Origin of the sequence: Terrabacter sp. NPDC080008 (assembly GCF_040702505.1) — a bacterium.
Lineage (GTDB): Bacteria > Actinomycetota > Actinomycetes > Actinomycetales > Dermatophilaceae > Terrabacter.
Genome location: NZ_JBFBLC010000001.1, coordinates 291,727 through 317,334 on the forward strand (window position 1 = coordinate 291,727; position 25,608 = coordinate 317,334).

Genomic DNA, 25,608 nt, shown 5'->3' on the forward strand with positions numbered 1-25,608 from the left:
AGTCTATGAGCAATGCTGCGCGATTTCGCATCGGTTCGCGCACGATCGGACACGCCGGGGGTGGTCACGTGCTCAGGATGCCAGCCGCGAGGGCTCCGAGCCCCTGCCGTCAGCGCTCGAGCGGGTCAGCGACGGTAGAGCGCCCTCGCGGGACACAGCCGCACCGCCCGGGCGACGGCGTCCGCGTCGTTCTCTGCCGCGACCCGCGCCTCGTCGACGACGGGATAGCCCCACTCGTCGAGTGTCACGCCGGTGAGCAGCTGGGCACAGACGCCGTGGGCGCTGCAGGCGACCCGGTCGACGGCCAGCGGCGCCGTGCGCCCGGACGCTGCCCGCTCAGCCGACGTGGACACCGGTCCGCCTCCCGTCCGTCTCGGGGGCGTAGCGCAGCTCGGCGACATCGCACCGCCCCGCCCGGTGCTGCTCGAGGTGGTCGCCGAAGACGTCGAGCGCCGACCCCGCGAAGCCGGCCACCCCGTCGGGGAAGCGGCACGCACCGCGCCCGCGCAGCAGCCCCACCCGGGAGCGGATGCGGCCGTATGCCGTTCGGTCGCCTCGTGCGACCAGGGCGTGCCAGTCGGCGGCGAGCGCCGGCAGGCCGAACATGCACGGCCCGCACTGGCCCGCCGACTCGCCCGCAGCCCAGGTCAGGCACCGCTGGACGTAGGCGAGGGGGCACTCGCGCGGGTCGAGCGCCTCGGCGACGCCCGGTCCGACGCGCGCCCCGACTCGGCCCAGCGACGCGTCGGACCAGCGCAGCCCGGGCACGTCCGCGGCGGCCACGAAGGTCCCGCCGAGCCCGCCGACGAGCACGCCGGGCGATCCGTCGGGCAGCCCACCGGCCAGGTCGAGCAGGTCGGTCAGCGCAGCGCCGGCCTCGGTCTCGACGACGAGGGCGTATGCCACCGGCGTGCTCACCGAGACGAGACGCGGTCCCGGTTGCTCGGCCGTGCCGAACGAGCGGAACCAGTCCGGGCCGTTCGCCAGGATCTGCGCCGCGCGCCACACCGTCTCGGCGTTGAGCACGGCGGTCGGGCGGATGCGGCGGCCCTCGGAGTCCCGGCCGCCCCGCACGAGCGGCTGGCGCTTGGTCATCGGCCGGGCCAGGCCGCCCTGCGCGTAGGAGATGATCGCCGACTCCTCGGAGGAGACGTAGCGGGCCGGCAGCTCGAGCACGCGCAACCCGGCCGCGTGCAGGCGCTGCGCGGTCTCCGAGCCGCGGTGGGCGGCATACGACACGGGTGCCCCGGCGGCGAGCCGGTTCGCCCCGGCCACGAGCTCGGGCAGGCGGTGGGCGACGACCCAGCCGTCCTTCGCGGCGCCGAGCTCGCCGTCGCAGGCGTTGACGACGAGGGCGGCGCGGTGCGCGTGGGCGGCCTCCACCTTGGTGGCGGTGCTGAAGGCGGCGCCGCCGCGTCCGGTCAGACCGGCCTCGGCGAGCACGGACACGACGCTCATGACCACTCCTGCGAGGCGACGGCGAGCCGGCGTTCCCGGTCGTGGTGCGTGGCGCTCCAGCGCCACGCGAGGGCGACGGCCCCGGCCACCGCGCACAGCAGCGTCGTGCCGCGGAGCAGCAGCTCGCCGGTGGTGCCGAGCGCGAGGCCGTGCACGATCGCGAGCGGCCACAACGCATACGACAGCAGGTGCACGCGGCGCCACGTGCGCTCGGCAAGGCGGTGGCGCAGCAGCGAGGTGACGACGACGGCAACCAGCACGTCGAAGGCCAGCGTGCCGAAGCCCACCCACAGCGGCTCGTAGCCCGAGGTGAAGGGCAGCACGGCCGAGACCAGGTCGATCGACACGTACGTCTCGGCGATGGCGGTCGCGATGTGGGTGAGGAGGAAGACGCTCGCGCCGAGCGAGAGCCAGCGGTGCACGGCCATGACGACGGTCGCCGACTCGCCGGTGGGACGGCGGCGGCCGGAGGTCACGAGGCCCAGCACGAGCACGACGGTGAGCAGCACGATGCTGGCCACGCCGGTGGCGCGGGAGAGGTACCAGAGCAGCTCGTTCATCAGGCGGCCCTGCTCGTCCCGACCGCGGGCCAGCCGGGGGTGGTCACGACCTGCCCGTCGAGGCCGTCCAAGCGCGCCGGGACTCCGTGCTGCGTCAGCCAGGCGGGCGCGTCGGCGCCGAGCACCACGGCCGCGGTGGAGGCGGCGTTCGCCTCGAGGCACGTCGCGGCCGCGCACGAGACCTGCGCCCAGACGGCCCGGGCGGTGCGGCTGGTGCGCGGGTCGACGATGTGGTGGCGCGGCCCGTCGTCCGAGCGCCACACGCGTCGCTGGGTCGAGGAGGTGGCGACGGCCTGCCCGGTGCTCGTCACGACCTGCCGCACGGCACCTGCCGCGTCCTCGATGCCGATCGACCAGCTCTGTGCTGGAAGGTCGTCCGACACGGCGAGGTCGCCGCCGAGGTTGACGACGAAGCCGCCCGGGAGCGACGCGGCGAGCAGGCCCGCGATGGTGTCGGCGGCGTACGCCTTGGCCGAGGCACCGAGGTCGAGGAGCGTGCCGGGCGGCACCGAGACCCGGCGTCCCGAGACGTTGAGGTGCACGGAGTGCCAGCGCGGGACACCCGCCACGTGGACCTGGTGGAAGACCGGTCGCGCGCGCACGACGTCGAGGTCGTCGTCGTAGCCGGTGGCCACCAGGGCGGAGCCGACCGTCGGGTCGACGAGGCCACCGGTGAGGCGCGCGACGCGCAGCGCGGCCTCCAGGTAGGCCGCGAAGGTCGGCGAGACGAACGCCTCGGCCGGCGCGCGGTGGGCGCGGCGGGCCAGCAGGCTCACCTCGGAGTCGGGCCGGAAGCGGCTGACGGCCCGGTCGACTTCACGCAGGTGTCGCTGGGCGATCCCGACCGCCTCGGGCAGGGCGTCGGCGCGGGTGGCGAGGATCGAGTTCGTCGTGCCGATGGCGTGGAACGTGGCGCTCGCCGGCGCCCTGAGGGCCGCGGCGCCCATCACGAGCCGCCCGAGTTCGACTGGGCCGAGAAGCCGCTGCCGCCGAGGGGAGCGACGGGAGCGAAGCCCGCGCTCGACCCCTGGTCGGAGCCCGAGTTCGAGAAGCCCTGGTTCGACGACCCCTGGTCGGAGAAGCCCTGGTTCGAGAAGCCCGCCGAGCCGGAGGAGCCGGACGAGGAGCTGCCCGAGCCCGACCCGCTAGCGGCGCTGGACGACTGGGCCAAAGAATGGGCGTGGTCCTCGGCGAGGTGGATGCCGATCACCCCGACGAGGACGGTCGAGGCCGTCAGCAGGCCCGTCGTCCACAGCCGGGCTCTGCGCAAGGCGCGGGGAAGGGCTCGGGGAACGGTGCTCATGGGGGACTCCTTCACGTCCGGATGTCTCCCACGGTCCGCGCGGCCACTGTGCCCGCGCTGTGCCGCCGCGATGACCGCGGCATGCATCGCCCGGCGTGCCCGGCCGAGGTCTCCCGGTGTGTGCAGCTTTGGGGGTCCTGGCCCCGAGGGCTGCACACAGCAGCCGAGCCGCACCTCCGCCCAGCCCCGAAACCGCCCGGTCCGAACCCTCAGCCGTCGAGGCCGTGGGCGAGCGCCACGGACTTCGGCACCACGAGCCGCCACGCGTCGACCACCAGCTCACGCATCCGCCCGACCTCCAGCGCGTCCAGCCGGGCCTCGACCCAGTTGAACCGCAGGTCGGAGGCGCGTGGCATGTGGAACACGTCCGGCTCGCTCGCCACCAGCGCGTCGCGCTCCTCCTTGGGGAAGGCGAAGCCCATCTGGGTCTCGTCGGCGGAGAAGGCGAGCCAGACGATCTGCCCGACCCGGAACTTCACCCGGTCACGCACGAGCACCTCGTAGGAGCGGGGGAGCGGCTCCGCCACCCGCCGCACGTCCTCGATGGTCACGGCCACCCGTCCAGACTGCCACCGAGACCGCACGAGAGAGCCCTTCCGCGGAAGCCACGGGACGGCATACGCTCCCCGTGTCGCGACCCCGACGGCAGCGCCGGGCGGGCTGAAACGTCGACTCCACGCCACGACCAAGGAGACGACGTATGCCGTCACGCCCCACCCAGCCCACGATCCCGCAGCGCCTGATCGCCTTTCTCGACCGCCTCGCCGCCGAGCTCGACCGTCGCGGCGACGCCGTGGCGCTGCTCGGCCTCGGCTCGGTCGGCCGCGACCTGCACCGCCTCGACGAGCACTCCGACGCCGACTTCTTCGTCGTCGTGGACGACGAGCCGGCGCGCGACCGCTACCTCGCCGCCATCGACTGGCTGGAGGCGGCGCAGCCCGTCGTCTGGTCGTTCGAGAACAGCCGCGCCGGCCGCAAGGCGCTGCTCCAGGACGGCCTCTTCGCGGAGTACGCCGTCTTCTCCCTCGCCGAGCTGGAGACCGCCGGCTACCCGCCCGGTCGCGTGCACTGGAGCCGCCCGGACGCGCCCGCCGGGCTCGAGATCCCGAAGGCGCCTCTCCCGCAGCCGGACTCGCTCGAGCACCAGGTCGGGGAGGCGATCACGAACCTCTACGTCGGGCTGCACCGCGACCTGCGCGGCGAGCGGCTCACGGCGACCCGCTTCATCCAGGGGTATGCCGTGGACCGCTGGGTCACGCTCCTCGGGCACCTGCGCCTCGGGCACGGCGACCAGCAGGACGTCTTCGTCGTCGACCGGGGCGTCGAGCGCAGGTTCGACCCGGAGCTGCTGCCGCTCGCCGACCTCGTCCCCGGCTACGAGCGCAACGCGCACGCCGCCGCGACCCTGCTGCGACTGCTCGAGGCGCACGTCGAGCTCGACCCCACGATGACCGCCGCCGTCCGCGACCTCATCGAGCAGGCCAGCAGGGACGCTCAGGCGCGGGCCGGCTCCAGCTCGAGCACGTAGACGAGCAGCTTCAAGTCGCGGACCGGTGACCAGTCGCGCTCTGGAGCGCGTCGGAAGCCGAACCGCTCGTAGATCGCGTGCGCCGAGTGCATCGAGGCCTGGGTCGAGAGCACCACGCGGTGGCGCCCGAGGGCCGACGCCCGCTCGATGCACTCACGCACCAGGGCGGTGCCGATGCCCCGCCCCCGGCCGGCCGGCGCGACGGCGAGCATGCGGAACTCCGCCTCTCCCTCGCGCGCCACGTCGGCGAAGGGCCCCGGTCCCTCGACGAAGGCCACCCCGCCGAGCACCGTACCCTCGCGGTCGACGGCGACGAGCACCTCGGTGTGGGCAGCCCGGTGTGCCACGTCGCGAAGCACCTCGAGGTAGGGGTCGTCGGCGCCGAAGTCGAGCAGGCCGTCGTCGAGGTAGGCCGCGGCGGTCAGCTCGCCGAGCCGGTCGTGGTCAGTCGGGAGCGCGGCGCGGATGGAGAAGCCGTCCATGACCGCAGTCTCGCAGCCGCCGCCCTTGTCATGGATTCGGCAGGGTTCTCCCAGCCAGCTCGAATAAATCGAACCTACCTTCCCTCTGGAATCGAGGCATTTCGCCCGAGGTACAGGGAAAAGGGGATTCATGCGCAATCGAACTCGACGTACACAGACGTACGTGGGGGTGGGGCTCGCCTCGGCGGCCCTCGCGCTCGGCACCACCCTGGTGGCCGGTTCGTCGGCCACCGCGGCCGGCGTGGACAACAGCAACATCGTCTACACCGTCCACCCGCTGACGAAGCAGTACTCGACCGGCAGCACGATCGGCGCCCTGCCCACGCCGTCGCAGTGCGTGGCCCGGGTCGGGCTGGCCTGCTACACGCCGGCGCTGATCCGCAAGGCCTACGACATCCCTGACGGCTGGACCGGCAGGGGCGAGCGCATCGTCATCGTCGACGCGTACGGCAGCCCCACGGTGCGCCAGGACCTCGACGTCTTCAGCCAGACCTTCGGCCTGCCCAAGGCCGACCTCAACGTCTACTACCCCGGCGGTGCGCCGCAGACGAGCACCGCCCACAAGGGTCAGCCGCTCGGGTGGGCCGGCGAGACGAGCCTCGACGTCCAGTGGGCGCACGCCATCGCGCCGGACGCGACGATCAACCTCATCGTGGCGCCGAACAACTACGGCAACGCGCTCAACAACGCGGTGCGCTACGCCGTCGACCACGACCTCGGCGACGTGCTGTCGATGAGCTACGGCTCGGACGAGGCCGCCATCAAGGGCAAGGGCAACAACCTGCAGCTGCAGCAGTCGCACGAGAACTTCGTCGCGGCGGCGGCCAAGGGCATCTCGGTCTTCGCCTCCTCCGGTGACGACGGCGCCTCGAACGGCGGCCCGCAGCTGGCGGCCGGCTACCCCGCGTCCGACCCGCTGGTCACGGCGGTCGGCGGCACGAATCTCTTCACCGACGACGCCGGCGGCTACCAGGGCGAGACGGTCTGGGGCGACCAGGCCTCCTGCGCCCAGCACGAGCCGTTCGGCTGCACGCTCGGCCCGATCGGCGCGACGGGCGGCGCCCCGAGCACGGTCTTCCCGGCGCCGTCCTACCAGGCGGGTGTCAACGGCAACGCGATGCGCACGACCTCCGACGTCTCCTACAACGCGTCCGTCTACACGTCCGTGTTCGTCTACGTCGGGTTCAACGCCAAGGCCTCCGACAACGGCTTCTACTTCTACGGCGGGACGAGCTCCGGCTCGCCGCAGTGGGCCGCGATCGGCGCCCTGGCCGACCAGCAGGCGGGCCACCGCCTCGGCCAGCTCAACCCCGCCCTCTACGCGATCGGCACGGGAGAGACGCGCAAGCTCGCCTTCCACGACGTGACCTCGGGGAACAACGCCTGGCAGGGCCCGGGCCTCGACGCCGGCGCCGGCTACGACGACCCGACCGGTCTGGGCTCGCCCGACGTCTCCGGCCTCGTGGGACAGCTGGTCCACCGCTGACCGATCCCGTATGCCGTGTCGTGGCCACCCAGCACCTCGCTGGGTGGCCACGCCGCTGTCCGGGACCGGCGCCCCGGCCGTCGGCGGTGCCGCACCGCCGATGGCCGGGGCCACGGTTGCAGCCGAGCGACAGCGTCCCCGCTGCAGAAACCGTCGTGCCGGGCCGTGAATTGTGTGGATCTTGCAGGTTCCTTGCCGTTTCGCGCGCCGACCCCTTGTGGCGACTCGGCGAGAGTTCTCGTCATGAACCTGGCAATCGTCGACGGAGTCTCCTCACTGGCCGCCGCGTGGCCGCTGGCGCTCGTGGCCCTCGTCATCGCCTCGCTCGTCGGCACGGCGTTCGTCCAGGCCGGCCGCGCCGGTGACACGAAGCAGGTCACGGCGTGGGGCGACACCGGTCCCTCCCTCACCTGCCGCGCGTCGGGTCACCACTACCTCAAGGGCGCGGCGGGCTGGCACTGCTCGCACTGCGGCGACACGATCCGCCACGAGTCCCGCGCGCCGCAGCGGGCCCGCGAGGTCGCCGGCGTCTGACGCCACCGATATCCCGTTGACGGCGGCATGGCCGCACCAGAGGGTGATGGCGTGAACCCTCCCGTCCTCACCACGCGCTCGTCCACCGGTCTCGCAGACCGGCGCGAGGCGGCCCGCATCTGGGCGCAGGCCACCGCCCACCGCGACGGCGACCCCGACCCGGCGACGGTGGAGGAGTCCCTGCCGGTCATCGACCGGGCCCTCGGCCCGGTGGGCGCCAGCCTGCACCTGGCCGAGCTCGACGGCAGGGTCGTCGGCTTCGTCGTGCTCGAGCCGCACGGCCCGAGCCTCGAGATCGTCTACCTCGGGGTCGACCCGTGCGCCTGGGGGTCGGGCGTCGGCGCGGCCCTCGTGGCTGCCGCGACAGAACACGCGGCTGCCACCGGGGCGACCGGTCTCGAGCTGTGGGTCTACGACGACAACGAGCGGGCCGTCGCTCTCTACCGCCGCACCGGCTGGCAGCCGACCGACGAGGCGCGCGAGCACCGCAGGTCGGGGCGTCTCGAGCGCCGCTACGTGCGGTCGCTGGCCTAGCATCCGGGACCATGACGGCACTGACGCCCTACCTGCACCTGCCCGGAACCGCCCGGGAGGCCCTCACCTTCTACGGCAGCGTCTTCGGGGCGGAGGTGCACGCATACACGCTCGAGCAGTTCGGGCGCACCGACGGACCGGCCGACGCGATCGCCCACGGCTACCTGTCCGACGGCCCGGTCACCCTCTTCGCCTCGGACGCCACGGGTGACGAGCCGGCGCTGCGGTGCGAGGGCCTGATGCTCTCGCTGCTCGGCACCGCCGAGCCGGACACCCTGCGCGCCTGGTTTGCCGCGCTCTCGGAGGGCGGCCGCGTGGTCGACGACCTGCAGCAGCGGCCCTGGGGCGACTACGACGGCCAGGTCGTCGACCGCTACGGCCTGCACTGGCTCATCGGTTTCGAGGGCTCGAAGGTCGACCCCACCGACTGACGCAGCGTGACGCACCCGGCGGGAACGATGACGCATCTTCGCGGCGTCGCCCGCCTCCGCTGAGCACGACGCGACCAGGACGCGGCACGAAGGTCGTCATCTGTCCCGTCCACGCGCTGCCGTATGCCGCGTGGCCGAGCCGGCCGGGCGGCATACGTCGTCGGGAGGGGAAGCCCTCAGCCGGCGAGGCGCCAGGCGAGCAGGCCGAAGAGGACGCCGAGCGCGTTCGTGGCCCAGTGCATGCCGACGCTCGCGAAGAGGCTGCCGCTGCGGCGGCGCAGCTCGCCGGCGACGACGCCACCGAGGGCCGTGAACGCCACCGTGCCACCGACGACGGCCGCCTTGGCGAACGGGCCGAGCCCGGCGACGGCCGAGCCGATCGCGGCGTTGCCGGTGGCCGACGCCATCGCCGGCAGCACGTGCCACAGCCCGAAGAGGAACGACGAGCCGGCGAGCACCTGCCACCAGCGGGCGTGCCGCGACAGGAAGCCCCACAGCACCGACCGGAAGGCGACCTCCTCGAGCAGGACGGTGCCGACGGGGATCATGACGAACGCCGTGAGCAGCGCGCCGGCCGGCGGCAGGTGGTAGCGCGCGTCGAGGAACGCCGTCCGGGTCGAGGGCAGCAGGATGCCGAGCAGGTAGACGGAGGCGACGACCGCGATGACGCCGAGTCCCCACCGGATGCCGCGGGCGTGGGTGTGCCGGGCGAGGCCGAGCTGGTGCCAGGTGAGTCCCTGCCACCGGGCGAAGGCGAGCAGCGCCACGGCACCGAGCGGGCCGAGCCACATCGTGTTCCAGCCGAGCAGGTGGTCGGCGATGTTGACGCCGGCGAGCGCGAGGACGACAGCCACGGTCGAGGCCAGGCGCGCACGGCGGCCGCGGGCGATCAGGGCCACCCGCCGCCGTCTGGTCACCTCGTGCGAGGCAGCGTGGGCGGACACGACGGCGCCGTCGGTCGGGGACGCGACGGCGGCTTCTGGGCGGCTCAGGACGGGGACACTCATCCGTTCCAGTGTCACACGGCGACCTGTGCGCTTTCCGTGCTTCCGTGCCGGTCAGGCCACTTCGACCCCACCGGTCACAGGCGTCGCAACGGCCCAAGGGCGCCTGTCAGGAGGCGGCCCGAACCCGGGTCAGCGACGCCGCTCGACGAGCCCGCGGACGTACTCGGCCTGACCGAGGTGCTTGGCCGCGTCGTCGAGCACGGACACGAGCCGGGCGGCCACCGTGACCGGCGGGTCCCACCGCTCGTCGATGACCTTGGCGTACGCGTCGGCGTCGAGACGCTCGACGAGCGCGGCGGTGCGGTCGTGGACGTCGGAGTGGTACTCGGCGAAGAGGCCGGGGTCGGCGATGGTGAAGCTGCCGACCTCCTCCGAGCTCATGCCCCAGCCGTGGGCGTCGGGCGGGTAGGGCAGGCCGAACCGGTCGACCCAGCCGTCCGCCAGCCAGGCCGACTCCTCGCTCGCGAGGTGGGCCACCTGGTCGTCCTGCTGCCGGGCGAGGTGCCAGACGAGCCAGGCGATGTGGTTGGCGTCGGCGTCGGGGCGCCACAGCAGATCGTCGACGGAGAGCCCGTCGACGACCTTCGGCAGGCCCTCGCGGATGCGCTCGAAGGCGTCGAGCATCAGGTCGCGGGCAGTCTCTGTCGTCACGTCGTCCACCTACCCAGCATGCCCCGGTGCATCCCGCCGGGGCCCCGGACGCGAGGGCTCGCACGCCGACTCACGCTCCCCAGCGCCACGCGCCGGGACGAAACGGACCTTCCGCCCGGCGTGTATCTGGAGCCCCTGAGCCGGCTCTGAACAGCCGCGCCCACCAGTCGGGCCGCAGACGAAACAGGAGACCAGCATGACCACGTTCCTCACCCCCACCGCCCGACGGGCCGCGAGCCTCGCCGGACTCTGCGACGGTGCGGTCCACCTGCCCGGCGACGCCGGCTACGACGCGGCTCGAATGCCGTGGAACGTCGCGATCGACCAGCGCCCAGCCGCCGTCGCGCTGCCGGCAACCGCTGCACACGTGCAGCAGGTCGTGCGCGCAGCCGCGGCCGCCGGCCTCCGGGTCGCGCCGCAGAGCACCGGCCACAACGCCGGCCCGCTCGCGGCACGCGGCCTCGACGACGTCGTGCTCGTGCGCACCGAGCGGATGCGCGGGGTCACCATCGACGCCGACCGCCGCATCGCCCGCGTCGAGGGCGGCGCGCTGTGGACCGACGCCACCGAGCCCGCCGCCGACCACGGGCTCGCGGCCCTGCACGGCAGCTCTCCCGATGTGGGGATCGCCGGCTACAGCCTCGGCGGCGGCATCGGCTGGTACGCCCGACAGCTCGGCCTCGCCGCCAACAGCGTCACCGCCGTCGAGCTCGTCACCGCCGACGGCGAGCTCGTGCGCGCCGACGCGAGCGAGAACGTCGAGCTCTTCTGGGCGCTGCGTGGCGGCGGTGGCAGCTTCGGCGTCGTGACGGCGCTCGAGTTCCGGCTCTTCCCGATCGAGACGGCGTATGCCGGCATGCTCGTCTGGGACGCCGGCGACGCCGAGCAGGTGCTGCGTCGCTGGGCCGACTGGGCGCCCGAGGCGCCCGACGCCGTCACGACCTCGTTCCGGTTCCTCAACCTGCCGCCGCTGCCGGCGATCCCGGAGCCGCTGCGCGGCCGGTCGCTCGCCGTCATCGACGGGGCGGTGCTCGGCTCCGACGAGGAGGCGGGCGCGATGCTCGGCCTGCTTCGCGGGCTGCGGCCGGAGATCGACACCTTCGGCCGGGTGCCGGCCCGCACCCTGACGCGCCTGCACCTCGACCCGGAGGGGCCGACGCCGGGCGTCTCCGACAGCACGCTCCTCGGTGAGCTCGGTGACTTCACCGTCGACGCCCTGCTCGAGCAGGTCGGACCCGGCGCCGAGACGTCGCTGCTGGCGACCGAGCTGCGCCAGCTCGGCGGTGCTCTCGGGCGGGCGCCGGAGGGCCACGGTGCCCTCGCGACGATCGACGCGGCATACGTGGCCTTCGCGGTGGCGGTGGCGGCGACGCCGGAGATGGCGGCGCAGGGCGAGCTCGACGCCCGCCGGGTGACGAGCGCGCTCGAGCCGTGGTCGACCGGTCGCAGCTACCTCAACTTCGCCGAGAACGCCGTCGACGCGCGCACGGGCTACGACGAGCTGACCTGGGTGCAGCTGAAGGGCATCCGCTCGGCCTACGACCCGGACGACCGGTTCCTGGCCAACCACCGCGTGCCGCGCCTCTTCGAGGACGGCAAGGTCACGGACTGACTGGTCGGCTGAACGGCTGACGAGCAGGACCACGGGCCGCGCGCCCGCCCGGACAGGGGGCTGTCGGGCGGGCGCGCTCGCGTGTCAGGCGGAGGTGTGCTCGGGAAGGGAGACGAGGACGAAGGCCTCGACGGGCTCGTCCTTGCCCTTGAGCTCCAGCGGGCCGAGGCGCTCGGTGACGGCGCCGGGAAGAGCCTTCAGGGTGCTCGCGGTGACAGCCACCCGCCCGACCGGCGCCTGGCCCTCGATGCGCGAGGCGACGTTGACCGCGTCCCCGATGACGGTGTGGGTGCGGCCTCCCTCGCTGCCGAGCACGCTCACGAGCACTTCGCCGCTGTTGATGCCGACCCGGAAGCGCGGCCAGCCGGGGTGGGTGTCGGCGATGCGGGCCGTCTCGGCCTGCAGGTCGAGACCCGCCAGCGCCGCGCGGCGGGCGTGGTCGGGCTGGTCGCCGAGCCGGTTGAAGGTGGCCATGATGGCGTCGCCGATCAGCCGGTCGATCGTGCCCCCGTGCCGCTTGACGACGGCGGGGATCGCCACGGTGAAGTAGGCGTTCAGCATCTCGGTCACCTCCGCCGGGTCGTGGGCCTCCGAGAAGGTCGTGAAACCCTTGAGGTCGGCGAAGAGGATCGACATCTCCCGGTGCCCGGCGAGCGTGTCCGCGGTGTAGAGCCCGGCCCACCGCTCCTCGTGCCACGACTGCTGCGCGCCCCAGGCCACCAGGGCGAAGGCGGCGAGCAGGAGCAGGTGCCACTCCCACCAGGACAGGTGCCAGTTCGGAGCGATCGCGACGGCGACCATCGCCTCGGCCAGCAGGACGAGATCGGAGGCCATCGCCGCCGGCAGCAGGCCTCCCCGCCGCCACCAGAGGCGCGCATAGGTCAGGGCCGCCGCCAGGTAGAGCACGACCGCGACCACCGCACCGGCCACCATCGGCCCCGAACCGCTCTCGGGTCCCGGACCCACGTCGAAGGGCGGGAGCCGGAGCAGCGACGCGACGCCCCACAGCGCCATGACGACCAGGAGCAGCAGCCGGAGCATCCGTGCCCGGCGCATCTCGGCCGCCGCATCGACCGCGGCCACCTCCCGCACCGACACGACCGCGAAGAGCGAGCCGAGCGCGACGCCGACCGGCGTCGAGACGTTGAAGCCGGCGGACGGGCTGTCGAGCAGGACGTGTGGTGTCGCCAGGGCGTGCAGGCCGAGGAAGCCCGCGGCGCACAGGAACGCGAGCGAGACGTACATGACGCGTACGTCGCCGCGCCGGACGGCAGCCGCCCCCGTGCCGTATGCCGTCACCGCGCTGAGTAGGGCCGCGCCGAACACGATCCAGAAGTGCGTCGTGTCGTGCTGCCACTGCCGGTCGAGGTGGCTCGAGAGCCGCAGTACGACCAGGCCGGCCAAGGGCAGTGCCAGCGCCGCCGCGCCGACGACGAGGCGCCTGCGCATGGGCGCGCGAGGGCCGCCCCCCGAAGCTGTCGGAGCGCGCGCCACCGGCTCAGCCGGGGACGGCTCAGCCACGGCGGTCGGCGCCTCCCGCCTCCTGAGTGCGGCGCGACGCGGGGGCGAGGGCGAGGTGCTGGTGGATCTCCGACACGACGACCGATCCCTCGCCGACGGCGGACGCGACTCGTTTGACCGATCCGGCCCGCACGTCGCCGACGGCGAACAGCCCCGGCACCGACGTCTCGTGGGCGCTCGGGGGCCGCTCCATGGTCCAGGCGCCGGTCTCACGCAGGTCGGCGCCGGTGACGAGGAAGCCCCACCTGTCGCGCACGGCGTCAGGGAGCCACGAGGTGTGCGGCTCCGCGCCGATCATGACGAAGAGGCCGTCGGCCGGGATGACCCTCCGCTCGCCCGTCGTCCGGTCGGCGACGACCACCTCCGACAACCAGCCGTCACCGCCCCCGCCGACCACCTCGGCGTTCCCGATGACAGAGATCGTGTCCGAGGCCTCGATCTCGTCGATGAGGTAGCTCGACATCGTCGAGGACAGGTCGGGGGTGCGGACCACGATGGCCACATCGGCGGCATACCGCTGCAGGTGCAGGGCCGCCTGCCCGGCCGAGTTGCCCCCGCCGACGATGACGGTGTGCGCGCCGGTCAGGCCGTGCGCCACCGAGACGTTCGCGCCGTAGTAGACGCCCGACCCGGTCAGCGCCTCCAGCGAGGGAACCCCGAGCCGCCGGTAGGCGACGCCGGTGGCGAGGAGCACCGTGCGGGCCCTGACCTGGCCGACGTCGGAGACCGTCACGAGGAAGCCCCCGCCGTCTGTGAGCGGCTCGATCTGCGTGACGCGGCGGGTGAGCACGAACTGCGCCCCGAAGACCCACGCCTGCTGGAAGCCGCGCTGCGCGAGCTCGGCGCCGGAGAGCCCGCGGGAGAAGCCGAGGTAGTTGCGGATGAGCGAGCTCGTGCCGGCCTGCCCACCTAGAGCCAGCTCCTCGACGCAGAGGACCGACAGGCCTTCGGAGGAGCCGTAGACGGCGGCCGCCAGGCCGGCCGGTCCCGCGCCGACGACGAGCAGGTCGACCTCGCCCACCTCGGTGCCGTCCGGTCCGGTGAGGTCGGTGCCGATTCCCCACGCCTGGCAGATCTCGACGTCGGTGGGGTCGAGCAGCACCCGCCCGCCGAGCGCTGCGAGCCAGATGACGAGCGGACCCTCGGCATCCGCAGGCCGGGGCGCAGCCACCGACTCGAGGACCGCCACCGCCTCCGGCGTCCCGCGGTCGAGGTACGCGTGCGGGATGCCGTTGCGGGTCAGCAGGGTCCGGACGTCGTGCCCCCGCGCGTCGCGGGCCGCACCGACGACGACGACCTCGCGCCGCCGGTCCACGACCGTGCGCGACCAGGCCTGGACGAACTCCGAGACGGTGCGGCAGAAGAGCTCGTCGGGCGAGGCCCACGGCTCGAGCACGTAGTAGTCGATGTCGCCGCGCGACATGCCGCGCAGGATGGCTTCAGCGGTGTGACCATCGGCCCAGGCGCCCCACGGGACGAGGAAGGCACGGGCCGCGTCGGGATGCAGGGTGCGCACCGAGCGGAGCAGCTCGGCACCCGTGGGGCCCGGCAGCCACGGGTCGGCCAGGACCAGCGCCACGGGGTCGCCGCGTTCGGCGGCGAGCTCGAGCTGTTGCAGGGCGACGCGGCTGTCGGACTCCCCGCGAACGCGGAAGTCGGCGCTGAAGCGGCGGGCGAGCTCGCCCTCGGTGCGCGCGAGGGCATCGAGATCCGGGTCGACGACGAGGAGAAGAGGACGGGTCATGGTGACCCCCCTGGCTGGTTGGCGGCTGGTGGCGGGCAGGACCGATCACGACCACCCCTCGTTCTCGACGGTAGGCCCGACCACCGCGCCGCCGGGCCCGATCGACAGAACCGGCCGTCGCTCGGCGAAGATGGGGCCATGGCTGCCCTTGGTTCCCCCTTCGACGTCGACCGGATCCGCTCGCACTTCCCGGCCCTGCTGGAGGGGGCGGCGCACTTCGACGGGCCCGGCGGCTCGCAGGTGCCCGACACGGTGGCGACCGCGATCGTCGAGACGTTGACCTCGGCGATCTCGAACCGCGGCGCCGTGACCCCGGCCGAGCGGCGGGCCGACCGGGTCGTCGTCGAGGCCCGCGCGGCCATGGGCGACCTGCTGAACCTCGACCCCGCGGGGATCGTCTTCGGGCGCTCGGCCACCGAGCTGACGTTCCACCTGGCGCGCACCCTCGCCAAGGGCTGGGGCCCCGGGGACGAGGTGGTGGTCAGCCGCCTCGACCACGACGCCAACATCCGCCCGTGGGTGATCGCCGCCGAGGCGGCCGGCGCCACCGTGCGCTGGGTCGACTTCGACCCGGCGACCGGCGAGCTGCCGCCCGACGCCGTCGAGGCGGTCGTCGGCGAGCGCACCCGGCTCGTCGCGGTCACCGCCGCCTCCAACCTCATCGGCACCCGTCCCGACATCCCGGCGATCGCCGACGTGGTCCACTCGGTCGGCGCCCTGCTCTGGGTCGACGGCGTGCACGCGACGGCGCACGTACTGACCGACGTCCCGGCGAGCGGAGCCGACTTCTGGGTCTGCTCGCCCTACAAGTTCCTCGGGCCGCACCACGGCGTGCTCGGCGCGGCGCCCTCGCTCCTCGAGACGCTGCACCCCGACAAGCTGCTCCCGTCGTCCGACACGGTCCCGGAGCGGTTCGAGCTCGGGACCCTGCCCTACGAGCTGCTCGCCGGCACGACCGCCGCCGTCGACTTCCTCGCCGACCTCGCCCTCACCGACCCCTCGCTCTCCCGCCGCGAGCGCCTCGTCACCTCGTTCGCGGCGCTCGAGGAGCACGAGGACGCGCTGCTTGCCACGCTGGAGGAGCGGCTGCGGGCGATCCCGGGCCTGACGGCATACTCCAACGCGAAGCGGCGCACGCCGACCCTGCTCGTGACCGTCGAGGGCCACGACCCGCAGGAGCTGCGCGCCGGGCTCGCCGCGCGCGCCGTCAACGCGCCGGCCGGCCACTTCTACGCGTGGGACTGCAGCCACCACCTCGGGCTCGGGGCGACGGGCGGGCTGCGGATGGGTCTGGCGCCCTACACGAACGCCGACGACATCGAGCGCCTCGCCTCCGGGCTCGAGGAGATCTGCGGGGGCCGGTCGTGAGCCGGCCGGTGCCGCTGCCCGCCGGTCCCGGCCAGGAGTCCGTCTGGGACTACCCGCGCCCGCCGATCGTCGACCCGAGCGACGAGCTCGTCGAGGTGCACCTGGGCGGCGAGGTCGTGGCGAGCACCCGCTCGTCGCTGCGCGTGCTCGAGACGAGCCACCCGCCGACCTACTACCTGCCGCGCGACGCGTTCGTCGAGGGCGCGCTCGTCCCGGTCGAGGGCAGCACGGTGTGCGAGTGGAAGGGACAGGCGGCGTACTTCGACCTCGTCGGTGGCGGACGCCGGGCAGCACGGGCTGCGTGGACCTATCCCGAGCCCCTGCCGACGTATGCCGTCCTGGCCGGTCACGTCGCCGTCATGCCGGGGCTCGTGGACGCGTGCTTCGTGAACGGCGAGCAGGTGCGGCCCCAGGAGGGCGGCTTCTACGGCGGGTGGATCACCGACCGGGTCGTCGGGCCGTTCAAGGGCGGCGCCGGCTCCTGGGGCTGGTGACCGGCGCCCGAACTCACCCCCTTCGGGGGAGGCACGCGGCGGGCGGGTCCGGCAGGGTCTTGGTGCCGGCCGTCCGACCGGCGGTGACGCAGAGGAGCGCGAGATGGCGACGTTCACCGTATGGAAGTTCGACGACCCCGACCAGGCCGCACAGGCCGAGCACGTGCTCAAGCAGTGCGAGACCGAGGGGCTGATCAAGATCATCGACCACGCCGTCGTCTCGTGGCCGGAGGGTCAGGACCGCCCGAACACCAAGCACGGCAACGAGGAGAAGTGGCGCGGCACCGGGTGGGGCGCCCTGTGGGGCGTGCTCGCCGGAGCGCTCTTCCTCGTGCCGGTCGTCGGCGGCGTCGTCGGTGCCTCGATCGGCGCGATCAGCAAGATGACCCAGGACGCGGGGATCAGCAAGGAGCAGCTGACCACGATCCGCAAGGAGGTGACCCCGGGGACCTCGGCGCTGTTCGTCGTCACCGACCAGGGTGACCTCGACCGGGTCGGCGAGCGCTTCCACTGGATGCACAGCAAGCTCATCGCGACCAACCTCACCGAGGGCGAGCGCGAGGTGCTGATGGAGACGTTCGGCGGTCGGTGAAGCCAGGGCTGACCTGCCTCAGGTCGGCAGCTGCTCGATGCGCACGTCGGCGAGCGCGCCGTCGCGGAGGTCGAGGACGGCATACGTGCCCGTGGGCTGGCGCCGGCGGTCGGTCGGCGAGCCGGGGTTGAGGATGCGCACGCCGTCGCCGGTCTCGTCGAGCGGGATGTGCGAGTGACCGAAGACGACGAGGTCGGAGTCGGGGAAGCGCCGCCGCATCCGGGCCGTGCGGCCCTGACGCTGGCCGCTGTCGTGGATCATGCCGATGCGCACGCCCTCGAGGGTGAGCTCGAGCGTCTCGGGGGCGCCCCACTCGGCGACCTCGGGCACGTCGTTGTTGCCCATCACGGCGTGCACGGGCGCGAAGGTCTCGAGCAGTTCGAGCACGTCCGGGGTGCACACGTCGCCGGCGTGCAGGACCACGTCGGCGGCATCGAGCTGCGGCAGCAGCGCGGGCGGGCAGCCCTTCCACCGCCGCGGGCTGTGGGTGTCGGACAGGACGAGGACCCTCACCGGGGCTCCTCCTCGTGCGCGGTCGTGCCGGGCGGCTCGGTCCAGGGCGGCAGCAGGGGTCGCAGGGCAGCCAGCTGGTCGCTGGTGACGAAGGACGGGTTGGCCATGAACGGCTGGCGCTGCACCTCCAGGCCGTCGATGCCCGCCGCGCGCAGCTCGTCGTCGCTGACCGGCTGGTCGAGCAGCCGCACGTCGATCTCGACCCGCGCGCGGACGCCGTGCGAGGCGGACGCACTGCGCCACCGCCCCTGCTCGGTCTCCGCCCAGGGCTCCACCTCGGCCGTCGTGTGGCCGAGGCCCCAGATGCCGCGCTGCAGTCCCTGCCGGCCGCCTCCGGAGACCCAGAAGAGGACCGGGTCGCCGGGCGCGACGAGCCGCGAGCGGTAGCCGGGCTGCACGGCCCACGAGGTGAGCCGGTCCTGGCCGGAGTCGAGCAGCCCGCGCAGGTCCCACAGCTCGGGGTTGCACTTGAGCAGCCAGGCGCCGAGCCGGGACCGCTCGACGGCTCGCTGCTGCGCCACGCTGCCGGCCTCCTGTGCTGGTGCTGTCGTCGTCCGTCACCTACCCGTATGCGTCCACGCACCTTCCAGGACCGCGATCCCGCTCGTCGGGTCGACGCCGCCCCGCGCGCCGGGCAGCGGGGCGATGATGGGAGCACGAGGCAGGCGTACGAGGAGGCACGGCCATGCGGATCGCGGTGCTGGGCGCAGGTGGCATCGGTGGCTACTTCGGCGGGAGGCTGGCGGCGTCGGGCCATGACGTCACGTTCCTGGCGCGAGGAGCGCACCTGGAGGCGATCCGTGAGCACGGGCTCGTCGTCACGAGCGTCGCGGGCGACTTCACGGTGCGGGCGGCGCAGGCCACCGACGACCTTGCCGCGATCGGGGTCGTCGACGCGGTGCTGCTGGCCGTCAAGACGTGGCAGCTGGCGCCGGTGCTCGAGAAGCTGCCGGCCCTGCTGGCCCTGCACACGGCCGTCATCACGGTGCAGAACGGGGTGGAGGCGCCCGACCGGACCGCAGCCACGGTCGGTCGGAGCGCGGTGCTGCCGGGCATCGCCAAGATCTTCGCCCACATCGAGGCACCCGGCCGTGTCGCCCACGTCGGCGGGCCGGCCTCGCTGGTCTTCGACGAGTGGGCGCCGGCGCCGGGCGCGCCCTCGGAGCGCGTCGCCCGGCTGCGCGAGGCGGTGACGGCGTCGGGCGTCGCCTCTCCCGCACCTGACGACATCTGGGCCGAGCTCTGGTCGAAGATGCTCTTCGTCGTGCCCTTCGGCAGCCTCGGCGCCGCCCTCGACGCCGCGATCGGGCAGCTGCGCTCCAAGCCGTCGAGCCGCACGCTGCTGCAGGACGCGATGCGCGAGGTCGAGGCGCTGGCCCGGGCACGCGGCATACGGCTGCCCGCGCGGGTCGTCGAGGGCACGATGGCCTTCGTCGACGACCAACCGGCCGACTCGACGACCTCGCTGCAGCGTGACCTGCTCGAGGGCCGGCCCTCGGAGCTGGACGCCTGGACCGGCGCGGTCGTGCGGCTCGCCGGTGAGTCGGGCGTCGACGTGCCGCTGCACCGGCTGCTGCTCGAGGTGCTGACCTCGCGACACCCCGTGCCGCCGCCGGGCTGACCCGCAGCTCGGATGCGGGCTGATGCGACTGATGGTGCGCTGATCGGTGGGGTGATCACCCCACCGTTCGCAGCACCATCCGCCGGACCACCCGCAGCCTCAGCCAAGCATCCCGGCACAGGCACGTCGGCTAGGTTCTGCGTCTGTGCAGTGGTTCGAGGTGGTCCGCGACCGCGTGGTCCCCGCCACGCACGACGTCGCCCTGACCGCGCCGCGGCTGCTGCTCGTGCTGGCGGTCGCCCTCGCGCTCGTCACGGTCCGGCCGCTGTGGCGGGTCGTGCGCCTGAGCGTCACCCTCGTGCACGAGCTCGGTCACGCGATCGTCGGCATCCTCGTCGGGCGCCAGTTCACCGGCTTCGCGCTGCGCGGCGACATGTCCGGGCACGCGGTCACCCGCGGTCGTCCGCGCGGCGCCGGTCGCATCGCCTCGACGTGGTCGGGCTACCCGATGCCGGCCCTGCTGGGGGCGCTCATGGTGTGGGCGGCCGGGCGCGGCTGGGCCGCGCCGGTGCTGAGCGCCGGGCTCGCCGTGCTGCTGTTCGCGCTCGTGCGGGTGCGGTCGGCGCTCACCGCCCTGGTGATGGCCGTGGCGATCGCCGGGTCGGCGGCGCTGTGGTGGTGGCGCGACGACAGGCTGCAGACGCAGGTCCTCGTCGGCCTCGGCGTCGTCCTCGTCGTGGGCGCCTGGCGTCACCTCGGGGCGGTGCTGCGCGACCGCAGCCGCAGCAGCGACCCCGCCGTGCTCGCGGCGCTCACGCCCGTGCCGCGCGCCGCGTGGAACCTCTCCTACGTCGTGGTCTGCGCCCTCGCGAGCTGGGTCGTCGCGTCCGAGGTCCTCGCCACCCTCCGCTGACCTTCCACACCGAACGCAGCGTTCGGTGTCGAACGCGCTGGTAGAACGCTGAGTTCGCGCCCGAACGCTGCGTTCGGTTCAAGAAGGCGCGTGCGGGCCGAGGGCGTATGCCGCCGGGCTCAGTTGAGGTTGAAGGGCGGCGCTGCCGGCGGGGCCACGGCACCGAGCGCCGACGCGAACTCCCGCTCGCGCTGGACCAGCTGCAGGGCCAGCCGCAGGCGCGACTCGGTGTCGGTGCTCGAGAGGAGGCGCTGGCGGTCGGCCACGTCGAGGCTCACGGTGTTCGGGACGGCATACGCCAGGGATCGGTCGTCGTCGGGCAGCTCCGGCTCCTCCCCGGTGACGGCGGCGAACGCCGTGAGCTCGGCGCGCAGGCGGGCGGCCAGCTCGCGCACCGTGGCCGGGTCACCGTCGGGCTCCGTGAGCCAGGTGATGCGCGCCGTCGTGTACGGCGTGCCGGCACTCTCATCGATCGCGTCGACCCGGAAGCGGTCGATGCCCTCGGAGATGACGAGGAAGCGCTCGCCCTGCAGGGCGGCCGCCTGCGTGACGAGGGCGCCGCAGCCGATCGAGTGCAGCGCGAGCACGCCGTCCTCACCGACCTCGAAACCCTCGCGGATCGCCACCACGCCGAAGACCGGCGACCGCTCGTCCTGCCCGTCGATGAGGTCATGGAGCAGCTGCACGTAGCGCGGCTCGAAGATCTGCAGCGGCAGCCGGGCGCCGGGCATCAGCACGGTGCCGAGGGGGAAGAGCGGCAGGGTCGCCATCCACCCAGCGTAGGTGCGAAGAGCGGCGTCCGTCAGGGGTGGAGACGGCCGGCGGTCACCGGACGGCCGACCGGCTCAGTCCGGCACGCCGGACGGCATGGCCTGGGTGGCGCCCAGCTCGTCGGCGGAGTGGTCCTGGTGGCGCTCGGCCACCTCACCCTCGAGCTCGTCGACCTCGTCGAGCATCTCGGCCGGCGACCCGTTGATCGCGGTCGCGAGGCCGAGGGCCAGCCCGCGCAGCTCCTGGTCGCCGAGGCCGAGGCGCACGGCGACGGCCGCCGCGTTGGCGGGACGCTTCTCGGGGTCCTTCTCGAGGCACTCGGCGATGAGGTCGCGCAGGTCCTCGGGCACGTCGTCGGGCAGCGGCGGCGTCGGCTCGTTGACGTGGCTCAGGGCCGTCGCGATCGGGGTGCCGCGGTCGAACGGCCGCTGGCCCGACAGCATCTCGTGCCCCACGACGCCCAGCGCGTAGAGGTCGCTCGCACCGGTCGCGGCGTGGCCCAGGGCCTGCTCGGGGCTGATGTAGTTGGGGGTGCCGAGCATCTCGCCGTGCTGCGTGTGGCCGGAGGCGTCGAGCGCGCGTGCGATGCCGAAGTCGGTCAGCTTCACGAGCCCGTCCTCGCGCACCATGATGTTGGCCGGCTTGATGTCGCGGTGGACCACCCGGGCCTCGTGCGCGACGCCGAGCGCGAGCGCGGCCTGCCCCAGGATCGAGCGCACCTCGCTCGGGGGCAGGGGACCGCGCTGGTTGAGGATTGCCGACAGCGGCTCGCCCTGGACCAGCTCCATCACGAGGTAGGCCAAGCCGTCGTCCTCGCCGTAGTCGAAGACGGTCGCGATGTTCGTGTGCATCAGGGCAGCCGAGTGGACCGCCTCGTCACGGAAGCGGAGGGCGAAGAGCCGCTCGTGGTCGACGTCCGGGCGCATGATCTTGACCGCGACCTCGCGCTGGAGCACCGAGTCGGTGCCGGCCCAGACGTCGGCCATCCCGCCGGAGGCGATCCGGTGGTCGAGGTGGTAGCGGTCGCCGAGCACGAACCCTTCATGCAAGCGGTTCATCTCAGCGGCACCTCTGTCTTCCGGGACTGAAGGTGCACGTCAGTTGACATCTCAGGAGCCTTCGTCAGCGATATGGTACGGGACGCGAGCGCGGATGGAGCACTCACGGGCTGTCTCTGCTGAACCGCTCCCCGGTTACGCGGCTCCGGCCTACATACCCCCCGGCCCCGGATGCGCAACGGTGCATTTGCGCCGATATTCCGGCCCTTCGCGGCCGGTTCGCCGACGCCTCGGCCGGGTACCCGTCTCCCATGAAGATCGGAAGACTTGCGGCCCGAGCGGTCATCGGTGGCCTCTTCGTGGGGCACGGCACGCAGAAGCTCTTCGGCTGGTTCGGTGGCCCCGGTCTCGAGGGCACCGAGCAGATGATGGGCGCGCTCAAGATGCGTCCGGCCCGCCCCAACGCGATCGCCGCCGGCGTGTCGGAGGCGGCCGGCGGAGCCCTGCTCGTCGCCGGCGCGGCCACGCCCCTGGCGGCCTCCAGCCTGATCGGCACGATGCTCACCGCGATCTGGAAGGTGCACAAGCCCAAGGGCGTGTGGGTCACCCAGGGCGGCTGGGAGTACAACGCCGTGCTCATCGCCGCGCTGGTCGCGCTCATCGACGCCGGCCCCGGCGAGGTGTCGGTGGACGCGGCGCTCGGTCGCGAGGAGTGGGGGCCCGGCTGGGCCCTCGGCGGCCTGGCGATAGGTGCCGCGGCGTCCTCGGCGGCCATCGCCCTCGGGCGCCGCAACTCGGCGCCCGCCGAGGCGGCGCAGGAGGCCGCCGCCGGCGACAGCGAGGTGGGACGGGCCGCCACCGGCGAGACGCCCGGCGACCCCGTCACCACCGTCAGCGCCGACAACGCCGACGAGCAGGGCTGAGCCTGGCCCCGGGACAGCCGCGCGACCCCGACCTCCCGCGGACCAGCCGGGTTGACGCGTCCGCGGAAGGTGGTGGTCCTCACGAGTGCAGGGCTACGAGTACGCACGTGGTGGCCACCGCCGAGAGCAGGAGCACGGCCGCGGGGAGCAGTGTCATGCGCAGCACGTCACCGGCTCGTCGGGCGGCCCCGACCGCCGTGAGTCCCAGCACGATGACGACCGGTGCCAGCGAGTTGCCGATGTTGCCGCCGGCGAGCTGGCCGGCGAGCAGGTCCGCGGGCCGGTCGCCGACCAGGTGCGCGATGTCCGCCTGCAAGGAGGAGAAGAGTGCGTTGGAGCTCGTCGTCGAACCGGTGATGAACGACCCGAGCGCGCCCACCAGGGGCGCGATGGCGGGGTAGGCCGATCCGGTCGCCGCTGCTGCTCCCTGGGCGACGACCCGCACCATGCCACTGTCGACGAGCACTCCCGCGACCGACGCGAGCAGTACCACGGAGGGAGAGGACTTCCAGGCCTGCCGCACCGTGCCGCGCCACACGGGGCCCCACGCGCCCCTCGACCAGGCGCCGCGCCGCCACCAAACCGCGATGCTCCCAGCACAGGCGACGAGCAGGATCGTTCCCGGGTGGCCGAGCAGTGCGATGGGGTTGTAGAGCTGAACCGCGGGGTTGGTCGTCCCGAGTGAGGTGGCCGTGGCCGGGAAGGACGGTCCCAGGAGCAGGTGGGACTTGGCCCAGGTCCGCAGGACCGGGGGCAGGAAGATCGCCAGGGCCACGACGGCCAGCAACGCGTAGGGCACGGCGGCGGCCCGGGCGCGCTCCACGGTGTGGGCCGTCTCGAGGGACTCCACCGGCCGGTCGGCGCCGGCCCGTGCCCGCCGGTCCTCGTCGACCGGCCCGGCCCGGTCGACGACCGACGCGGTCGCCTGCGCCTCCTCATCGGCGGCACGCGAGGCCACCCGCTGGGTGATCGGGACCTCGTCGACACGGTGCCACTGCTCCACGGCCACGGCGACGGCGCTGCGGTCGACCGCGGCGGGCCGGCCGGGCCAGCGGCGCAGCAGCATGACCATGGCGATCCCGGACGCCCCGGCGCACAGGGCACCGATGCCCGGCTCGAGTCCGACGACACCCACCTGCACCAGCGCCATCACCGGCCCCACGGTCAGCAGCATCCGCCGGCCCTCGACGAGCCCGCGCCAGCCGCCGTCCATGACGGCGACGAGGGCTCCAGCCAGGACGGCGTTGATCCCGAGGGCGATGCCCGCGGCGGCGGCATACTCGGTCTGCTCGAGCGGGTGGAGGTGCGCGGTGAGCGCGCCCATGTAGAAGGAGGACCCCATCGAGCCGAAGCCGACGGCCCAGTGGTAGCCGATCAGCGGCAGCGCGACGGCTCGCGCCTTGCCGATACCGAGGGCGACCAGCAGGGGAGCGGCCACCGCGATGGGGGTGCCGAAGCCAGAGACGCCCTGGATGAACGACGGCAGGACCCACGCGAGCAGCAGCACGTTCTCCGTGCGACGGGGCAGCAGCGTCGCGAGGGCGCGACCGAGCGACGCCATCCCGACGTGCGACGCGAGGTGGTGCATGAGTAGCGCCGGCCAGATGACATAGAGGATCCAGACACCGACCCAGGCGCCCTTGCCGAGACCGACGGCCACCGTCAGCCCGTCGGCGCCGAAGACGAGCAGGGCCACCAGCGCGCTATAGACCACGGTGACGGAGGCGTTCACCACGGTCGAGAAGCGTCCCCACAGGACGAGGGCGAGAAGCAGCACGACGGGGCTGACTGCCAGGGCCCAGGTGCCGGGGGAGACCGTCGTCAGTCCGGACGTCACGTCGGCGGCAACGGGGAAAAGCAGTGGCATGAAGTGTCTTTCGTATACGGTGTGCATGGTCGGAACAGGCGAGACAGAGGGATGCTCGGCGGCCGTCTGAGGAGGAGCTGCATGAGCGTCAGCCACGCCCGAACGATCGGGAGCCAGCACCAGGCGCTGCGAGAACAGGTGCTGGAGGAGCTGCGCCGCCGCATCGTCAACGGCGACTACCCGCCGGGACAGCGACTGACGGAGGAGCGGCTGGCCACCGACTTCGGGGTCTCGCGCAACCCGGTGCGCGAGGCGCTGCGCATCGTGGAGGCCGACGGCCTGGTCACGATGATGCCGCGGCGCGGGGCCGTGGTCGCCACCCCCGAGGCCGCGGCGGTCGCCGACCTCTTCGCCGTGCGCTCGGCGCTCGAGACCATTGCGGCGCGCCTGGCGGCAGAGCGGGCAACCCCGTCCCAGGTGGCCGAGCTGAGGGGGCTGCTCGACGAGGCCCGCGACGCCACCGACCGGGACGACCTGTCACGTGTCGCCGAGCTCAACAGCGCGCTGCACCTGGCCGTGATCGGCATCAGCGGGAACCGTTGGCTGACCTCGATCGCCAGCTCGATGTACCTGCACGTGCACTGGGTGTTCCGCGTGGGGGCGGCCGACCGGGCGCCGCACTCCTGGCAGGAGCACATCCGGCTCGTCGACGCGATCGCGGCCGGCGACGCCGACGAGGCCGAGGCCGCCGCCCGGGACCACGTCGACGCCGCGGCCCACGCAGCGCGGGAGAACGTCACCCGGCAGTGAGGGCGGC

General features: G+C 73.5%; 29 protein-coding genes. 13 read left to right on the forward strand and 16 right to left on the reverse strand.

Annotated elements, in window-relative coordinates; all coding sequences use genetic code 11:
- Positions 1–125 precede the first annotated feature (125 nt).
- The 6 genes from AB0316_RS01385 to AB0316_RS01410 all read right to left on the reverse strand — a co-directional run bounded on the left by AB0316_RS01385 (position 126) and on the right by AB0316_RS01410 (position 3,878).
- Positions 126–353: a ferredoxin gene (locus AB0316_RS01385; protein ID WP_366269815.1), complete on the reverse strand. Its 228-nt coding sequence runs from the start codon at positions 351–353 to the stop codon at positions 126–128.
- Positions 337–1,458, reverse strand: a complete 1,122-nt coding sequence (locus AB0316_RS01390; protein WP_366269817.1) for an NADH-ubiquinone oxidoreductase-F iron-sulfur binding region domain-containing protein — start codon at positions 1,456–1,458, stop codon at positions 337–339. The genes AB0316_RS01385 and AB0316_RS01390 overlap by 17 nt, the downstream gene beginning before the upstream one ends.
- Positions 1,455–2,018 (reverse strand): ferric reductase-like transmembrane domain-containing protein, encoded by a 564-nt coding sequence (locus tag AB0316_RS01395; protein WP_366269819.1) that lies wholly within the window; start codon positions 2,016–2,018, stop codon positions 1,455–1,457. Before AB0316_RS01395 ends, AB0316_RS01390 begins: the two co-directional genes overlap by 4 nt.
- On the reverse strand, positions 2,018–2,965 hold the full coding sequence (locus tag AB0316_RS01400) for an FAD:protein FMN transferase (RefSeq protein ID WP_366269821.1): 948 nt from the start codon (positions 2,963–2,965) through the stop codon (positions 2,018–2,020). The genes AB0316_RS01395 and AB0316_RS01400 overlap by 1 nt, the downstream gene beginning before the upstream one ends.
- On the reverse strand, positions 2,965–3,321 hold the full coding sequence (locus AB0316_RS01405) for a hypothetical protein (protein WP_366269823.1): 357 nt from the start codon (positions 3,319–3,321) through the stop codon (positions 2,965–2,967). The genes AB0316_RS01400 and AB0316_RS01405 overlap by 1 nt, the downstream gene beginning before the upstream one ends.
- Positions 3,322–3,530: 209 nt before the next feature.
- A complete protein-coding gene (locus AB0316_RS01410; protein ID WP_366269825.1) occupies positions 3,531–3,878 on the reverse strand; it encodes an MmcQ/YjbR family DNA-binding protein in 348 nt (115 codons plus the stop codon).
- Between the two features lie 143 nt (positions 3,879–4,021).
- Here AB0316_RS01410 and AB0316_RS01415 point away from each other — a divergent pair, with 143 nt between their 5' ends.
- Positions 4,022–4,849: a hypothetical protein gene (locus tag AB0316_RS01415; RefSeq protein WP_366269827.1), complete on the forward strand. Its 828-nt coding sequence runs from the start codon at positions 4,022–4,024 to the stop codon at positions 4,847–4,849.
- Here the strand turns inward: AB0316_RS01415 and AB0316_RS01420 are convergent.
- The gene (locus tag AB0316_RS01420; RefSeq protein ID WP_366269829.1) at positions 4,816–5,331 is read right to left on the reverse strand and encodes a GNAT family N-acetyltransferase; all 516 of its coding nucleotides are present in this window, start codon (positions 5,329–5,331) and stop codon (positions 4,816–4,818) included. The genes AB0316_RS01415 and AB0316_RS01420 overlap by 34 nt on opposite strands.
- Before the next feature lie 163 nt (positions 5,332–5,494).
- On the opposite strand from AB0316_RS01420, the gene AB0316_RS01425 reads away from it, so the two are divergent.
- The 4 genes from AB0316_RS01425 (at position 5,495) to AB0316_RS01440 (ending at position 8,316) form a co-directional block, all read left to right on the forward strand.
- A complete protein-coding gene (locus AB0316_RS01425) occupies positions 5,495–6,817 on the forward strand; it encodes a S53 family peptidase (RefSeq protein WP_366269830.1) in 1,323 nt (440 codons plus the stop codon).
- A gap of 243 nt (positions 6,818–7,060) precedes the next feature.
- Complete coding sequence (locus tag AB0316_RS01430; RefSeq protein ID WP_366269831.1) at positions 7,061–7,351, forward strand: hypothetical protein; 291 nt, start codon at positions 7,061–7,063, stop codon at positions 7,349–7,351.
- Between the two features lie 51 nt (positions 7,352–7,402).
- Entirely contained in the window at positions 7,403–7,885 is a 483-nt protein-coding gene (locus AB0316_RS01435; protein WP_366269833.1) for a GNAT family N-acetyltransferase, read from the forward strand.
- A gap of 11 nt (positions 7,886–7,896) precedes the next feature.
- Entirely contained in the window at positions 7,897–8,316 is a 420-nt protein-coding gene (locus AB0316_RS01440; protein WP_366269835.1) for a VOC family protein, read from the forward strand.
- Positions 8,317–8,492: 176 nt separating this feature from the next.
- Here AB0316_RS01440 and AB0316_RS01445 read toward each other — a convergent pair whose 3' ends face one another.
- Complete coding sequence (locus AB0316_RS01445) at positions 8,493–9,323, reverse strand: CPBP family intramembrane glutamic endopeptidase (protein ID WP_366269836.1); 831 nt, start codon at positions 9,321–9,323, stop codon at positions 8,493–8,495.
- A gap of 129 nt (positions 9,324–9,452) precedes the next feature.
- Positions 9,453–9,974: a DinB family protein gene (locus AB0316_RS01450; RefSeq protein WP_366269837.1), complete on the reverse strand. Its 522-nt coding sequence runs from the start codon at positions 9,972–9,974 to the stop codon at positions 9,453–9,455.
- 196 nt (positions 9,975–10,170) lie between these two features.
- Here AB0316_RS01450 and AB0316_RS01455 point away from each other — a divergent pair, with 196 nt between their 5' ends.
- On the forward strand, positions 10,171–11,586 hold the full coding sequence (locus AB0316_RS01455; protein ID WP_366269838.1) for an FAD-binding protein: 1,416 nt from the start codon (positions 10,171–10,173) through the stop codon (positions 11,584–11,586).
- A gap of 84 nt (positions 11,587–11,670) precedes the next feature.
- On the opposite strand, the gene AB0316_RS01460 is transcribed toward AB0316_RS01455, so the two are convergent.
- Together AB0316_RS01460 and AB0316_RS01465 are read right to left on the reverse strand one after the other, a co-directional pair.
- The gene (locus AB0316_RS01460; RefSeq protein WP_366269840.1) at positions 11,671–13,035 is read right to left on the reverse strand and encodes an adenylate/guanylate cyclase domain-containing protein; all 1,365 of its coding nucleotides are present in this window, start codon (positions 13,033–13,035) and stop codon (positions 11,671–11,673) included.
- Positions 13,036–13,099: 64 nt separating this feature from the next.
- Positions 13,100–14,851, reverse strand: a complete 1,752-nt coding sequence (locus AB0316_RS01465; protein ID WP_366269841.1) for an FAD-dependent oxidoreductase — start codon at positions 14,849–14,851, stop codon at positions 13,100–13,102.
- 138 nt (positions 14,852–14,989) lie between these two features.
- On the opposite strand from AB0316_RS01465, the gene AB0316_RS01470 reads away from it, so the two are divergent.
- From AB0316_RS01470 to AB0316_RS01480, 3 genes are all read left to right on the forward strand, one after another.
- Complete coding sequence (locus AB0316_RS01470) at positions 14,990–16,219, forward strand: cysteine desulfurase-like protein (protein WP_366269842.1); 1,230 nt, start codon at positions 14,990–14,992, stop codon at positions 16,217–16,219.
- Positions 16,216–16,713 (forward strand): DUF427 domain-containing protein, encoded by a 498-nt coding sequence (locus AB0316_RS01475; RefSeq protein ID WP_366269843.1) that lies wholly within the window; start codon positions 16,216–16,218, stop codon positions 16,711–16,713. The genes AB0316_RS01470 and AB0316_RS01475 overlap by 4 nt, the downstream gene beginning before the upstream one ends.
- Before the next feature lie 103 nt (positions 16,714–16,816).
- A complete protein-coding gene (locus AB0316_RS01480; protein WP_366269844.1) occupies positions 16,817–17,305 on the forward strand; it encodes a DUF1269 domain-containing protein in 489 nt (162 codons plus the stop codon).
- A gap of 18 nt (positions 17,306–17,323) precedes the next feature.
- On the opposite strand, the gene AB0316_RS01485 is transcribed toward AB0316_RS01480, so the two are convergent.
- Together AB0316_RS01485 and AB0316_RS01490 are read right to left on the reverse strand one after the other, a co-directional pair.
- Positions 17,324–17,818 (reverse strand): metallophosphoesterase family protein, encoded by a 495-nt coding sequence (locus AB0316_RS01485; protein WP_366269845.1) that lies wholly within the window; start codon positions 17,816–17,818, stop codon positions 17,324–17,326.
- Positions 17,815–18,339 carry an EVE domain-containing protein gene (locus AB0316_RS01490; protein WP_366269846.1) on the reverse strand — a complete coding sequence of 175 codons (525 nt, stop codon included), beginning with the start codon at positions 18,337–18,339 and terminating at the stop codon, positions 17,815–17,817. Before AB0316_RS01490 ends, AB0316_RS01485 begins: the two co-directional genes overlap by 4 nt.
- Positions 18,340–18,503: 164 nt before the next feature.
- Here AB0316_RS01490 and AB0316_RS01495 point away from each other — a divergent pair, with 164 nt between their 5' ends.
- A complete protein-coding gene (locus AB0316_RS01495) occupies positions 18,504–19,439 on the forward strand; it encodes a 2-dehydropantoate 2-reductase (RefSeq protein ID WP_366269847.1) in 936 nt (311 codons plus the stop codon).
- A 145-nt stretch (positions 19,440–19,584) separates the two neighbouring features.
- Positions 19,585–20,292, forward strand: coding sequence for a M50 family metallopeptidase (locus tag AB0316_RS01500; RefSeq protein WP_366269849.1), 708 nt, complete (start codon positions 19,585–19,587; stop codon positions 20,290–20,292).
- A 119-nt stretch (positions 20,293–20,411) separates the two neighbouring features.
- Here the strand turns inward: AB0316_RS01500 and AB0316_RS01505 are convergent, their stop codons facing one another.
- Both AB0316_RS01505 and AB0316_RS01510 read right to left on the reverse strand, forming a co-directional pair.
- Positions 20,412–21,062, reverse strand: a complete 651-nt coding sequence (locus AB0316_RS01505) for an LON peptidase substrate-binding domain-containing protein (RefSeq protein ID WP_366269850.1) — start codon at positions 21,060–21,062, stop codon at positions 20,412–20,414.
- A 75-nt stretch (positions 21,063–21,137) separates the two neighbouring features.
- Complete coding sequence (locus tag AB0316_RS01510) at positions 21,138–22,121, reverse strand: serine/threonine-protein kinase (protein WP_366269852.1); 984 nt, start codon at positions 22,119–22,121, stop codon at positions 21,138–21,140.
- Between the two features lie 251 nt (positions 22,122–22,372).
- Here AB0316_RS01510 and AB0316_RS01515 point away from each other — a divergent pair, with 251 nt between their 5' ends.
- The gene (locus tag AB0316_RS01515; RefSeq protein WP_366269854.1) at positions 22,373–22,984 is read left to right on the forward strand and encodes a DoxX family protein; all 612 of its coding nucleotides are present in this window, start codon (positions 22,373–22,375) and stop codon (positions 22,982–22,984) included.
- A 79-nt stretch (positions 22,985–23,063) separates the two neighbouring features.
- Here the strand turns inward: AB0316_RS01515 and AB0316_RS01520 are convergent, their stop codons facing one another.
- On the reverse strand, positions 23,064–24,851 hold the full coding sequence (locus tag AB0316_RS01520) for an L-lactate permease (protein WP_366269855.1): 1,788 nt from the start codon (positions 24,849–24,851) through the stop codon (positions 23,064–23,066).
- Between the two features lie 81 nt (positions 24,852–24,932).
- Between AB0316_RS01520 and AB0316_RS01525 the strand changes: the two genes are divergently transcribed.
- The gene (locus AB0316_RS01525; RefSeq protein ID WP_366269857.1) at positions 24,933–25,601 is read left to right on the forward strand and encodes a GntR family transcriptional regulator; all 669 of its coding nucleotides are present in this window, start codon (positions 24,933–24,935) and stop codon (positions 25,599–25,601) included.
- Positions 25,602–25,608: the final 7 nt, after the last annotated feature.